Origin of the sequence: uncultured Stenotrophomonas sp. (assembly GCF_963519125.1) — a bacterium.
Taxonomy (GTDB): domain Bacteria; phylum Pseudomonadota; class Gammaproteobacteria; order Xanthomonadales; family Xanthomonadaceae; genus Stenotrophomonas.
Genome location: NZ_CAUQLJ010000024.1, coordinates 37,924 through 50,735, shown reverse-complemented (window position 1 = coordinate 50,735; position 12,812 = coordinate 37,924). Strand labels below are relative to the sequence as shown.

Here is a 12,812-nt window from a genome sequence, read left to right as displayed (position 1 = left end):
ACTCGGTGCCGAACGACCCGCGTTCGCCGTTCGTGACCTCGGGCCTGCGCCTGGGCACCCCGGCGGTGACCACCCGTGGCTATACCGAGCAGGACTGCGTGGAACTGGCCACCCTGATCGCCGATGTGCTCGACGCGCCGGCCGATGAGGCGGTGATCGCCCGCGTCCGCGACGCGGTCAGCGCCCAGTGCCGCAAGTACCCGGTCTACGGTTGATGCAGCACCCCGGGGCAGCGGCGCCTGCCGCCGTTGCCTTGGGGCTGAACCATGAACCACGTCCCGATTTGTACGCTGAAGTCTTCTCAGGTACCGTTGCGACGCTGCCGTGACCACGGCATGACGTTTTCCTGATGCAAGGCGTTCCATGTACTGTCCGTTCTGCCAGCATGCCGATACCCGGGTGATCGACTCGCGCGTCTCCGAAGACGGCGCGACGATCCGCCGTCGGCGCGAGTGCGAGGCATGCAACGAGCGCTTCAGCACCCTGGAGACCATCGAACTGAAGCTGCCGGCCATCGTCAAAAGCGATGGCAGCCGTGAGCAGTTCGACGCGCGCAAGCTGCGGGTCGGCTTCGATCGCGCCCTGCAGAAGCGCCCGGTCCCCGAAGACAAGATTGAACTGGCAGTACGCGCGGTGATGCAGCAGCTGCGCATGTGCGGCGAACGCGAAATTCCCTCGATCAAGGTCGGCGAGTTCGTCATGAACGAACTGCGCAAGCTCGACCACGTCGCCTATGTTCGGTTTGCCTCGGTCTACCGCAGCTTCGAAGACGTCGCCGACTTCCGCGAAGAAATCGAAAAGCTCGAACGCGAGCTGCCCTCCAGCACCGAACAGCTGCAGCTGCTGGGCGACGTGATCGCCCTCACCAAGAAAAAGAAAGGGTAGAGCGGGGCTCTGCCCCGCTGCTCCTCGCGGCCTACTGCAGCCTCCTGCATTACCATCCGGTAATGACCACCTTCACCACCCTCGACCACCTGCACATGGCGCGCGCCCTGCGCCTGGCCGAACGCGGCCGCTTCACCACCCGGCCCAACCCCGTGGTGGGTTGCGTCATCGCCCACGACGACCGCGTGGTCGGCGAGGGCTGGCACCAGCGCACCGGCGGGCCGCATGCCGAAGTATTCGCATTGCGCCAGGCCGGCGCCGAAGCGCGGGGCGCCACCGCCTACGTCACCCTGGAACCCTGCGCGCATCACGGTCGCACGCCGCCGTGCGCGCTGGCCCTGATCGAGGCCGGCGTTTCACGGGTCGTAGCGGCCATGCGCGACCCGTTCCCGAAGGTCGACGGTGGCGGTTTCAACCTGCTGCGCGAAGCGGGCATCGCCGTCGCCGAAGGGCTGATGGCGGCGCAGGCGCGCGAGCTCAACCTCGGTTTCCTGTCGCGCTTTGAGCGCGGCCGCCCCTGGCTGCGGGTCAAGCTGGCCGCCAGCCTGGACGGGCGCACGGCAATGGCCGACGGCACCTCTAAGTGGATCACCGGCGACGCAGCCCGCGAAGACGTGCAGCGCTGGCGGGCGCGCGCGGGCGCGATCCTCACCGGCGCCGACACCGTGCTCGCCGACGACCCTCAGCTCACCGTTCGCCTGGTCGACACCGAGGTGATCCCGCCGCTGCGGGTGGTATTGGATTCCCGGTTGCGTTCGCTGGAATGCGCCCGGGTCCGCGAGGGTGGGGCGCCCACCCTGTACCTGCATGACGCATCGGTCAGCGCGCCGGACGCCGCCGATGCCGAATTCGCCAGCGTGCCCAGCGTTGACGGCCGCCTGGACCTGACTGCGGTACTGGCCCTGCTGGCCGACCGCGGCATCAACGAAGTACATACCGAGGCCGGCGCCACCCTGTCGGGTGCGCTGCTGGCCGGTGGCTGGGTAGACGAACTGCTTCTCTACCAGGCACCGACCCTGCTGGGCGAGCACGGCAGGCCGCTGCTGGGCGGACTGGGCATCCACGCCATGGAGCAGCAGCGTCGATTGCGTGTGGTGGACCAGCGCCAGGTCGGTCAAGACCTGCGGTTGCTGCTGCGCGGCTGAGCGGCAAAAAAAAACGGGCCCCTTGCGGGGCCCGTCGATCATGGCGCGGTTGAGCGCAGCCCGATCAGTAACTCAGAAGCTCGCGCGCACGCCTACCGAGTACTGGGTCACGTCGTCGTAGTACTGCACTTCGCCTACGATGCCCCAGTTACGGTTGAAGCTGACCTGGCCGCCCACGGTGCCGATCCACACGCCGTCCATGTCGCTGCCGTCGATGTAGCCGGCTTTCAGCCAGGCTTCGGTGGCGCGCGAGGGCTTGCCGCGCAGGCCCAGCGAGCCGCGACCTGCATTGGTGTGGAACTTCACGGTGTCGGTTTCGATGCCGTCATCGAACTTGACCTCGTTGTTGATGCGGGTCCAGGCAGCGTCTGCGGTGAAGTCCAGGCGGTCGGTCAGCGGCATGTGGTAGCCGATGCCCAGCTCGGGCTGTTCCAGCGTGTTCTTGAGGCGGAACTCGCCGATGTCGTCTTCGAGGTGGTAGGTCTTGGACGTGGTGCTGTAGCCACCAAACACGTAGACCTGCTCGGCGATCGCGAACGAACCGCGGATGTAGCCGCCGTCCAGCTTGGGATTGCTGCCCGGGTTGCTGATCTGCTGCTGGGTCCAGCCGCCTTCGACCCAGGTGTAGCTCATGCTGTCGGCCGCAACGGCGGAGAGCGGGGCGGCAGCCAGCAGGGCGGCGGCCAGGGCGATGATCTTGCGCATTCGAATTCCTTGGAAAGTGAGGTCCATTTCAGCCGACCCATTGCGGGCGGCAGCGCGGCGGTCATCGCCGTGCGGGGCGCATCTTAACAAAAAGTTCACAGAAAGCAGCCGCTCAGCCAGCGCTGCTACAATGGCCGCGCCGGTTCGCCGGTATACAAACGTCTTCAGGGCGGGGTGCGATTCCCCACCGGCGGTAGGTGCGCAAGCACGAGCCCGCGAGCGCTTCCGGTTCCGCCGGAAGGTCAGCAGATCCGGTCCGATGCCGGAGCCGACGGTATAGTCCGGATGAGAGAAGACGGTGCTACAGGGCCTTCGCGGCCCTGCGCCCGCCTGTTTGCCTTGCGGCGTTTTTCGCTCACTTTTCGCGGAGAACGTTAGTGTTTACTGGAATCATCGAAGGCGTCGGCCACCTGGCCGCTCGCGATCCCCTTGGCGGCGATGTCCGCTTCACCTTCCATGTCGGCAGCCTGCCGTTCGAGCACGTTCAGATGGGCGAGAGCATCGCCATCAACGGCGTGTGCCTGACCGTGGTCGCCTTCGACGCGACCTCGTTCCAGGCCGATGCCTCGACCGAGACGCTCGGCCTGACCACCCTAGGCCAGCTCGCCCCCGGTGCGGTGATCAACCTGGAACGCGCGATGCGCCCGACCGACCGCCTTGGCGGCCACCTGGTCAGCGGCCATGTCGACGGCCTGGGCCAGGTGCTGTCCATCCATGAGGACGCGCGCGCCCAACGCTGGCGCTTTGCCGCCCCGGCCGGGCTGCTGCGCTACATCGCCAAGAAGGGGTCTATCTGCGTGGACGGGGTCAGCCTGACCGTCAACGAAGTGGACGATGCCGGCTTCGAAGTAGCACTGATCCCGCACACCGTGGCGAACACCGCCTTTGCCGGCACCGGCGTGGGCAGCGCGGTGAACCTGGAAATCGACCTGGTCGCCCGTTACGTCGAACGCTTGATCGCCCTCCCGGCACAGGAAGCCCGCGCATGAATTTCGCCCCCATCCCGGAGATCCTCGAGGACATCCGCCTCGGCCGCATGGTGGTCATCGTCGACGACGAAGACCGCGAGAACGAAGGCGACCTGATCATGGCCGCCGAGCTGGTCAAGCCGTCGGACATCAACTTCATGGTCACCCACGGCCGCGGCCTGGTGTGCCTGCCGCTGACCCGCGAGCGGGCGGCCGATCTCGGCCTGGCGCCGATGGTCCAAGCCAACACCGCGCAGTTCCAGACCAACTTCACGGTGAGCATCGAGGCCGCCGAGGGCGTCACCACCGGCATCTCCGCCTACGACCGCGCGCATACCATCCGCACCGCGGTGAAACCCGACGCCAAGCCGGCCGACCTGCACCAGCCGGGCCACATCTTCCCGCTGATCGCCCAGCCGGGCGGCGTGCTGACCCGTGCCGGCCACACCGAAGCGGGCGTCGACCTGGCCATGCTGGCCGGGCTGGAACCGGCCGGCGTGCTGGTCGAGATCCTCAACCCCGACGGCAGCATGGCGCGTCGCCCGGAGCTGGAGGTGTTCGCCCGCGAGCACGGCCTGAAGATCGGCTCGATCGCCGACCTGATCGCCCACCGCCTGGCCACCGAAAAGACCGTCGAACGCGTTGACGAGCGCGAGATCGACACCGAGTTCGGCCCGTTCAAGCTGGTCACCTACCGCGACCGGATCGCCCACGACCTGCATTTCGCCCTGGTGCGCGGCACGCCGGACACCGAGCCGACCCTGGTCCGGGTACAGGTGGAGAACCCGCTGGCCGACCTGCTGCACTGGCGCCGCGATGATTTCGGTGTGGCCGCCACCGACGCCCTGCGTGCCATCGCGGCCGCCGAGCGTGGCGTGATGGTGGTGCTGTCGGCCCCGCGCGACAGCAACAGCCTGCTGGCCCGCCTGCGCCAGCAACCGCAGCCGGTCACCCCGGGCAAGGACAAGGACGTGAGCCAGTGGCGCCGCAACGGTGCCGGCGCCCAGATCCTGTCCGACCTGGGTCTGGGCAAGCTGCGCGTGCTCGGCACCCCGCGCCGCCAGATCGGCCTGGCCGGCTACGGCCTGGAAATCATCGACACCGTGGGGAACCCGTCACCGCATGCGCGCTGACGCCCCACGATTTGCTTTGCAAATCGCGGGCCCCTCTTACCATCACCCAGACCCCCGCCGCTTCGCGGCAGCCCCCTGACTCAGGGGGCTTCTCCACCAGACCTCTCCCTTGACGCGCGACAACCCGGCCACACGCGGCCATGCGCTAGAATATTCATCTATTAAATGGACCCCACGCCGACCATGAGCCACTTTGAAGGCGATCTCCGGACACCGGAACAGGCCCGTTTCGCCATCCTTGCCAGCCGCTGGAACGCCCGCATCACCGACGTGCTGGTGGCCGGCGCGCGCCAGAGCCTGGCCGGCAACGGCATCGAGGAAGCGGCCATCGACGTGATCCGCGTCCCGGGCGCCTGGGAACTGCCGCTGGTGGCCGCCCGCCTGGCCGCCGCGCATGAACATGCCGCGATCATCGCCCTGGGGTGTGTGATCCGCGGCGACACCCGCCACTACGAACACGTGGCCGATGGCTGCGCCGAAGGCCTGATGCGCGTGCAGCTGGACTTCGGCGTGCCGGTGCTCAATGGCGTGCTGGCGGTGGAACGTGCCGAGGACGCCGAAGCGCGCGCCGGCGGCAGCCACGGCAACAAGGGTGAAGAAGCCGCACTGACGGCGTTGGAAATGGTCAATCTTCTGGAGCAGTTGCCGTGAACAAACCAAACCCGGGCAAGCCCTCCGGCAAGCCGGTCCGCCGCGATGGCATCGACCCCGTGCTGCGCTCGCGCGCGCGCCGTCGTGCCCTGCAGGCCATCTACGCGTGGCAGATCTCCGGCGGCAATGCGCAGTCGGTGATCGCCCAGTTCGCCCACGAACAGGCCCGCGAAATCGCCGACCTGGCTTATTTCGAGGCGCTGGTGCACGGCGTGCTGGACCACCGCAAGAGCCTGGACGAAGCGCTGGATCCGTTCGTGGACCGCGGCATCGACGAAGTCGATGCGATCGAGCGCGCCGCGCTGCGCGTGGCCGCCTATGAACTGCTGTACCGCCAGGACGTGCCGTACCGCGTGGTGATCAACGAAGCGATCGAGTCGACCAAGCGCTTCGGTTCCGAACACGGCCACACCTATGTCAACGGTGTGCTGGACCGCGCGGCGGTCGAGTGGCGCAAGACCGAAAGCGGACACTGAGCCGCGGCCCGGGCATGCCATGTCCCTTGCCGAATTCTCCCTGATCGAACGCATCCGCACGCGCACCCGCGCGCGTGCCGACGTGGTGCTCGGCATCGGCGACGATGCCGCGCTGCTGCAGCCGCGCCCCGGCGAGCAGCTGGTGGTGACCGCCGACACGCTCAACAGCGGCGTGCATTTTCCGGCCGAAACCCCGCCGTACGACATCGGCTGGAAAACCCTGGCGGTGAACCTGTCCGACCTGGCCTCGATGGGCGCGCGCCCGTCCTGGTGCGTTCTGGCGTTGTCGCTGCCCGACGCAGAAACAGAGTGGGTGGATGCGTTTGCCGATGGGTTCTTCGCCCTTGCCGACCTGCATGACATCGTGCTGGTCGGCGGCGACACCACGCGCGGCCCGCTGTCGCTGTCGGTCACCGCGATGGGGCAGGTGGCGGCGGGCACCGCGCTTCGCCGCGATGCCGCGCAGGTCGGCGACGACATCTGGGTCAGTGGCACACTGGGTGACGCCGCCGTCGCGCTTCGCGCCTGGCAGGGCGGTACGTTGGATGTGCGCACCCCGGCCGGCGATGCGCAGGTGGATTTCCTGCGCCAACGCCTGGCACGGCCGACGCCACGGGTAGCGCTGGGCACCGCGTTGTCGGGACTGGCGCATGCCGCGGTGGATATCTCCGACGGCCTGCTGGCCGATCTCGGCCACATCTGCGAGCGCAGTGGCGTCGGCGCGCTGATCGATCCCGGACTGCTGCCCATCTCCGCAGCCGCGCGCGCCCGCATCGGCCTGACCCATGCACGCGACGCCGCGCTGCGCGGTGGCGACGACTACGAACTGTGTTTCACCGCCGCGCCTGCACAACGCGCAGCGCTGGCTGACCTGGCCAGTCGTTTGGCGCTGCCGCTCACGCGGGTCGGCGCGATCGTGGCCGGGCAGGGCGTAAGCACCGGCAGCGAACCCAGTGGCCCAAGCGGCTACGAACACTTCAACGAGCTATGAGGGCGGCAACACCTTTCCCGGATTGAGGATCCCGTCCGGATCCAGCGCCTGCTTGATCGCCCGCATCGCCCCGAGCGTAGCCGGCGTAAACGCCTGCGCCATGAAATCGCGCTTGGCCAGTCCGATCCCATGTTCGCCCGACAGCGTACCGCCCAACGCCAGCGTGAGTTCGAAGATCTTCGGCAGCGCGGCGTGCGCGCGCGCGTTCTCGTCGGCGTCGTCGGGGTGGTACAGGATGTTGACGTGCAGGTTGCCGTTGCCGGCATGGCCGAAGGTGACGATGGTCAGGGCATGCTGCTGCGCCAAGGCCTGCACCCCGGCAACCAGGTCGGGAATGCGCGACACCGGTACCACCACGTCTTCGTTGATCTTGCCCGGAGCGATGCTGCGCAGCGCCGGCGAAAGCGCTTTGCGCGCCGCCCATAGTTTCTCGCGCGCGCTGCCTTCCATCGCCACGTCCAGCGCCAGCATGCCGTCGCCTTCGGCCGAAGTGGCCAGCGCCTGCAGCAGGTAGGGCAGGGTGTCGTGGTCGCCATCGGCTTCGACCAGCAGCATCGCGCCGGCGGGCGGCACCTCGGCGCCGTTCCGGCGCAGCAGCTCCAGGCTGCGCGCATCCATGAATTCCAGGCGGGTAGGCACCACCGGTTGCGCCATCAGCCGCGACACGGCGGCGGCCGCCGCATCGGCATCGCGGTAGAGCACGCGCAACCCGGCCTGGGTGACCGGCAACGGGGTCAGTTTCAACGTGGCTTCGACGATCACGGCCAGCGTGCCCTCGCTGCCCACCAGCAGGTGGGTCAGGTCGTAGCCGGTGGCGTCCTTGGTGTAGGCGCCGCCGCATTGGATCAGCTCACCGGTACCGGTCACCGCCACCAGGCCGAGCACGTTGTCGCGGCTGGTGCCGTACTTGACCGCGCGCGGGCCGCCGGCATTGCAGGCCAGGTTGCCGCCGATGCTGCAGATGTCCGCACTGGACGGGTCCGGCGCCCAGAACAGGCCGTGTTCCACCAGCGCGTGCTGCAGGTCGCCGTTGAGCACGCCCGGTTCCACCACCGCGCAGCGGTTGCCCGGCTGGATCTCGAGAATGCGGTTCATGCGCGCCAGCGACAGCACGATGCTGCCAGTGACTGGCACGGCGGCACCGGTGGTACCGGTGCCGGCGCCGCGCGCGACGATCGGTACCGCGTGGGCGCGGCAGGCCTGCACGATGGCCACCACCTGCTCGCGCGTGGTGGGCAGTGCGACGCCGGCCGGCAGCGCATGCCGCCACGAATTGTCCTGCGCATGCGCGGCCAGTGCGGCGTCATCGGTGCGCCAACCGTCCTCACCAAGCAACGTCCGCATCAACGCGACAAACGCACCGTTCACGTAGCGACACGCCACGCGTGTCCCGCGCAGCCCCCCATCATTCGAATGATCATCAACAATCCTCCAACCGGAACGCGTCGCGCAGCCAATTCAATCGCGGTGGCTCGCCACCGGCCTCCACCACGTCAAACCGGCACGGCCCGCGCGCCAGCTCCGGATGCGACATCAGGAACAGCTGCGCCGCCAGCACCAGCTTGCGCCGCTTGCGCAGGTCCACCGACGCCGCACCGCCGCCAAAGCTGTCGGTAGCGCGGTAGCGGACTTCAACAAACACCGTGGTGCCGCCATCGCGCATCACCAGGTCCAGCTCACCGCCCTTGTAGCGCACGTTGCGCGCAAGCGGCCGTAATCCGGCGCTACGCAGGTGATCGAGCGCCGCGGTCTCCACCGCCGCGCCCCGCTGTGCCCGTTCGGTGGGCACGCCACACTCAGTTGCTGGCCACCGGCATCGGGCGGCCGCCGCTGAACGTCGACCACGCCGGCACCCGCAGCACGTTGCCGTTGCTGTCCAGGAACAGGGTGCCGGTGGCGCCGGCCAGGCCGCCTTCGTTGGCGACCTTGTCCAGGTACGCGCTGATCTTCCACGCATCGAAGCCGAACGCGAACAGGCGCCCGGCGGCACCGCGCGCGGTCGGCAGCATCTGCCCGGCGGTAGCGGCCGAGGGTAGGCCGGCGACGCCACGGACGTTCCAGGCTTCGTTCGGATAGACGATGCCGTCCAGCGCCATGTCTTCTTCCGGCTTGCCGGTACCCAGGGTGAGCTGCGAGGTGCCCACGCGGGTGGCGCCGCCCACGCCGGCCAGGGCCAGCTGCGGCGCCAGCGCGCGCGCCTGCGGTGCCTTCACTGCCAGCAGTACGCCGTCCACCGCACCGGCGGCACGCACCTGCGCGCTGATATCGCCGACCGCATCGTTCACGCCCACCGTGGCCAGCACCTGGCCACCGCGCTGGGTAAAGCGTTCGCGGAAGGCGGCGGCGGTGCGCCGGCCATTGTCGTCATTGCTGTGGAGCACCAGCACCTTGCTGCGCTCGCGGCTGCGCAGGAATTCGGCGGCGATGATGCCGTCGTCTTCCGGCGCCAGCGAGAAACCGGCGCTGCCGGCCGGCGGGCTGCTCTTGCCGCGGTTCAAGGCCAGTACCGGTACCGGCAGCTGGGCGCGACCGAACACCGCGTCCACTTCGTCGCGGCCGAGTGGGCCGACGATGAAGTCCGCGCCGGCGCCGACCGCCTTGTCATACGCGGCAATGGCGCCGTCCGGGGTCCCGGCGGTGTCGATGAACTGGATGTCCGGGCGCTGGCGGCTTTCGCCGTAGTAACCGCTGAGCAGGCCGTCACGCACCGGCTGCGCCGCGGTCGCGAGGCGGCCGCTGAGCGGCAGCAGCACCGCCATCTTCACCGGCGGCCGGTAGCCGTCGGACATTGCCGGCGCACGCTTGCTGGTATCGAACTGGGCCACGCCGTCGCGGTCGAACGGGCGCGGCAGCGGCAAGCCGCGTGCGATCAGCGCACGGCCCGCGAAGTTGTACAGCGGCTCGTTGGCCGGCAGCGCGGCGGCGCGTGCGCGCAGGGTGGCGTCATCCAGGGTGCCGAGCAGGCCGGCAATGGCCTGCTGGTTGTCGGCTCGGGCCTGGCCGCTGAGCGCGGCATGCGCACGGGCGCGCTCGGTGGCTGCGCCGATTGCATCGCCGGTGGCCTGCAGCGCGTTGGCGCGGGCCAGCTGCCAGCGCGTGCGCAGCGGGGCGGCCACGGTATCCGAAGATTCCTTCAGGAAGGTCAGCGCCTGCGCCGGCTGTTTGTCGGCCAGCGCAAGCTCGGCGCTGGTCAGGTGGAAGCGCTGCAGGCTGGCGCCGCTGAGCTGGCGCGCGCTGACCTGGGTCAGCAGGGTGCGCGCGCGGGCGTTGTCGCCGGCCTCGTGCCAGGCAAAGGCCGCGTCGGCAAGCACCGCGCTGCGTGCGTTGCCGCGCAGGGTGTTGGCCAGCGCTTCGAGCTGCACCGCCGCGTCACGCGGCTTGCCCTGGTCGATCAGCGCCAAGGCCTGGCTCTGCGCCGGCGAATCCGGGGCGCTGGTCAGGCTGGTCGTGGCGCAGCCGGCGAGCAGCAGCAGCGACAACGACAGGGCGGAGATCCGTGCGGCGGGCTTGTTCATGATCAGGTCCATTCGATGGGGTCTCGTACACGTTAGGATTCTACCCTTGACCTGTGAGTGCCGTAGCGATGAGTGCTGTCCCCACGCTGTATGTCGTTGCCACCCCGATCGGCAACCTGGCCGACCTGACGCCCCGGGCCCAGGAGGTCCTGCGCTCGGTGGCCGCGATCTGCGCCGAGGACACCCGCCGCACCGGTCAGCTGCTGGGCCACTTCGGCATCCAGCAGCCGCTGGTGGCCCTGCACGATCACAACGAGGAGGTGCTCGCGCAGCGCATCGTGGCGCGCCTGCAGGCCGGTGAGTCGCTGGCCCTGGTCAGCGATGCCGGTACGCCGCTGGTCAGCGACCCCGGCTACCGGCTGGTGCGGGCCGCGCGCGCGGCGGGCATCCGGGTCAGCCCGGTGCCGGGCGCCTGTGCGGCGATTGCTGCGCTCAGCGTGGCCGGCCTGCCCAGCGACCGCTTCACGTTCGAAGGGTTCCTGCCGGCCAAGGGCTCGGGTCGCCGCGAACGCCTGCAGGCCCTGGCGGGGGAAACCCGCACCCTGGTGTTCTACGAATCCTCACACCGCATCGCGGAGTCGCTCGCGGACATGGTTGCCGCATTCGGCGCGGACCGTCCTGCGGTGCTCGCACGCGAGCTCACCAAGCTGTTCGAAACCGTGCTCGACGGTGACCTCGCCAGCCTGCTGCAGCGGGTGGAAGCCGACGATAACCAGCGCAAAGGCGAATTCGTGGTGATGGTGCAGGGCGCAGCGAACGATGAAGACGCGCAGCTGGCCGAAGGTCGGAGGGTGTACGCCAAGCTCAGCGAACACCTGCCGCCGTCGACGGCGGCCAAGCTGGCGGCAGAATTGACCGGCGCGCCGCGCAAGGCGTTGTACGGGTCGTAAGCGCCAGGTGCTTCAGGAGCCGCACTCCGAACGGTGTTAAGATGAGTGCGACGAAGCAGGCCAGGCAGTCGCGTCATTCCGGTCAAACGGGATGCCGAGGAAAGTCCGGGCTCCGCAGGGCAAGGTGCCAGGTAACGCCTGGGCGGCGCGAGCCGACGGAAAGTGCAACAGAAAGATACCGCCTACGTTCCCCTCGGGGAGCCGGTAAGGGTGAAATGGTGCGGTAAGAGCGCACCGCGAGTCTGGCAACAGACCGGCACGGCAAACCCCACCTGGAGCAAGACCAAATAGGGTCCTCATGGCGCGGCCCGCGTCGGGACCGGGTAGGTTGCTTGAGCGTCACGGTGACGTGGCGCCTAGAAGAATGACTGTCCACGACAAAACCCGGCTTATCGGCCTGCTTCGTCGCTCTTCTTTCGATATCACCCGTCCGGCGTCTTGAATGCCGGACGGGTGGCTTCGATACGTCTAAACGTCGGAATTTTGGCCTCGAACGACAGGTCAGCGGATGCGGATGCGGATGCTGACGCGCGGGGGGCTTCCCGTTTACCCGCCAGCGGGCATCGGCACCGGCGCGTCGGGGCCGACGGTCAGTGCGGTTTCGCCGATGCACGCACCGGAGGGGTCGAACCGACGCTCACGGATGAACCCATGGCCGTCCGCGTCCAGTGCGATCACCGTGCTGGCGCGGGTGCCGTACTCCGGGCTGCGGATGAACGCCGAGGACAACCAGCGTTCGCGTTCCACACCGATCCCGGTGTCGGGCAGGGTGCTGTCGTCGGCACGCGTTTCGTCGGCCAGGGCCGCCCACAGGGGGGAAAGGTCCTCGCGGCCGGCGTCGATCCAGGCCTGCATCGCGGCGTTCAGGCGCAGTGTCTTCGGCCAGGGCGCGTCGAGTGGTCCGTTGGACATGCCGTGGACGCCGGGTGCCAGCCCCTGCTTCAGCAACGGGTGGTTGCCCAGGAACTGGCAGCTGTCGCGGTCGGCCAGCAACAGATTGAACGGCGCGAAGGACGCCGCATCCCGGGTGAGGATGTCCATGAAGTCGGCGGCCGGAGTGGTCGCGCGCAGGTAGTCGGCCACCAGTGCGCCACGCGACGGCCCAACCTGCAGCGCCAGGGGGTCGCGCACGTTGGTTACCACGGCCATGCGGCCGTCTGCACCCACGCCGGCCCAGGTACCGCCCGACCGCAGGTCGCGACCGGCCAGAACACCACGGTCCGGCGCCGGCCAGGCGGCAAGCGCCGCGGTCGGGCGCTGGTGGAATTCATCGCGGTTGCCGGCCATCAGCAACTGCCAGCGGGGGTGGACCTTCCAGGCCAGGGCGAGCAGACACATGGCCCGCATTGTGCCGAATCTGCGCAGAAACGGGTTGGTTGCGACGAGGTGCCGACTGAATGCGCATGGAGGTTTCACGCGGCCTCCACAGGCCTGAACTTCGACCCAATCTCAA

13 protein-coding genes, 1 other RNA gene, 1 pseudogene and 1 riboswitch are annotated in these 12,812 nt (G+C 68.7%); of the genes and pseudogenes, 10 read left to right on the top strand and 5 right to left on the bottom strand.

The window, feature by feature from the left end; genetic code table 11:
- The 3 genes and pseudogenes from glyA to ribD form a co-directional block, all read left to right on the top strand.
- A pseudogene (glyA, locus tag RYM47_RS16925) lies at positions 1-215 on the top strand (serine hydroxymethyltransferase); the annotation flags it as partial.
- A 148-nt stretch (positions 216-363) separates the two neighbouring features.
- Positions 364-885, top strand: a complete 522-nt coding sequence (gene nrdR / locus RYM47_RS16920; protein ID WP_145481508.1) for a transcriptional regulator NrdR — start codon at positions 364-366, stop codon at positions 883-885.
- A 62-nt stretch (positions 886-947) separates the two neighbouring features.
- Entirely contained in the window at positions 948-2,030 is a 1,083-nt protein-coding gene (ribD, locus tag RYM47_RS16915) for a bifunctional diaminohydroxyphosphoribosylaminopyrimidine deaminase/5-amino-6-(5-phosphoribosylamino)uracil reductase RibD (protein ID WP_315389407.1), read from the top strand.
- 72 nt (positions 2,031-2,102) lie between these two features.
- On the opposite strand, the gene RYM47_RS16910 is transcribed toward ribD, so the two are convergent.
- Positions 2,103-2,735, bottom strand: a complete 633-nt coding sequence (locus RYM47_RS16910; RefSeq protein WP_315389405.1) for an outer membrane beta-barrel protein — start codon at positions 2,733-2,735, stop codon at positions 2,103-2,105.
- 156 nt (positions 2,736-2,891) lie between these two features.
- Positions 2,892-3,036, top strand: a riboswitch (FMN riboswitch).
- A 76-nt stretch (positions 3,037-3,112) separates the two neighbouring features.
- Here RYM47_RS16910 and RYM47_RS16905 point away from each other — a divergent pair.
- From RYM47_RS16905 to thiL, 5 genes are all read left to right on the top strand, one after another.
- The gene (locus RYM47_RS16905) at positions 3,113-3,724 is read left to right on the top strand and encodes a riboflavin synthase (RefSeq protein ID WP_315389403.1); all 612 of its coding nucleotides are present in this window, start codon (positions 3,113-3,115) and stop codon (positions 3,722-3,724) included.
- Positions 3,721-4,836 (top strand): 3,4-dihydroxy-2-butanone-4-phosphate synthase, encoded by a 1,116-nt coding sequence (gene ribB, locus RYM47_RS16900; protein WP_315389401.1) that lies wholly within the window; start codon positions 3,721-3,723, stop codon positions 4,834-4,836. The genes RYM47_RS16905 and ribB overlap by 4 nt, the downstream gene beginning before the upstream one ends.
- 183 nt (positions 4,837-5,019) lie before the next feature.
- Positions 5,020-5,487, top strand: coding sequence for a 6,7-dimethyl-8-ribityllumazine synthase (gene ribH / locus RYM47_RS16895; protein ID WP_102946480.1), 468 nt, complete (start codon positions 5,020-5,022; stop codon positions 5,485-5,487).
- Positions 5,484-5,963 (top strand): transcription antitermination factor NusB, encoded by a 480-nt coding sequence (gene nusB, locus RYM47_RS16890; protein ID WP_102946377.1) that lies wholly within the window; start codon positions 5,484-5,486, stop codon positions 5,961-5,963. The genes ribH and nusB overlap by 4 nt, the downstream gene beginning before the upstream one ends.
- A gap of 19 nt (positions 5,964-5,982) precedes the next feature.
- Positions 5,983-6,954, top strand: a complete 972-nt coding sequence (gene thiL / locus RYM47_RS16885; protein ID WP_315389399.1) for a thiamine-phosphate kinase — start codon at positions 5,983-5,985, stop codon at positions 6,952-6,954.
- On the opposite strand, the gene RYM47_RS16880 is transcribed toward thiL, so the two are convergent.
- From RYM47_RS16880 to RYM47_RS16870, 3 genes are all read right to left on the bottom strand, one after another.
- Positions 6,949-8,298 carry an FAD-linked oxidase C-terminal domain-containing protein gene (locus tag RYM47_RS16880; protein WP_315389397.1) on the bottom strand — a complete coding sequence of 450 codons (1,350 nt, stop codon included), beginning with the start codon at positions 8,296-8,298 and terminating at the stop codon, positions 6,949-6,951. The genes thiL and RYM47_RS16880 overlap by 6 nt on opposite strands.
- 76 nt (positions 8,299-8,374) lie before the next feature.
- Entirely contained in the window at positions 8,375-8,743 is a 369-nt protein-coding gene (locus RYM47_RS16875; RefSeq protein ID WP_315389395.1) for a YraN family protein, read from the bottom strand.
- Positions 8,744-8,750: 7 nt separating this feature from the next.
- The gene (locus RYM47_RS16870; protein ID WP_315389393.1) at positions 8,751-10,469 is read right to left on the bottom strand and encodes a penicillin-binding protein activator; all 1,719 of its coding nucleotides are present in this window, start codon (positions 10,467-10,469) and stop codon (positions 8,751-8,753) included.
- 68 nt (positions 10,470-10,537) lie between these two features.
- Here RYM47_RS16870 and rsmI point away from each other — a divergent pair, with 68 nt between their 5' ends.
- Both rsmI and rnpB read left to right on the top strand, forming a co-directional pair.
- The gene (gene rsmI, locus RYM47_RS16865) at positions 10,538-11,359 is read left to right on the top strand and encodes a 16S rRNA (cytidine(1402)-2'-O)-methyltransferase (protein WP_315389391.1); all 822 of its coding nucleotides are present in this window, start codon (positions 10,538-10,540) and stop codon (positions 11,357-11,359) included.
- A 52-nt stretch (positions 11,360-11,411) separates the two neighbouring features.
- Positions 11,412-11,767: RNase P RNA component class A (rnpB, locus tag RYM47_RS16860), an RNA gene on the top strand.
- Between the two features lie 138 nt (positions 11,768-11,905).
- Here rnpB and RYM47_RS16855 read toward each other — a convergent pair.
- The gene (locus RYM47_RS16855; RefSeq protein WP_315389389.1) at positions 11,906-12,697 is read right to left on the bottom strand and encodes an NRDE family protein; all 792 of its coding nucleotides are present in this window, start codon (positions 12,695-12,697) and stop codon (positions 11,906-11,908) included.
- Positions 12,698-12,812: the final 115 nt, after the last annotated feature.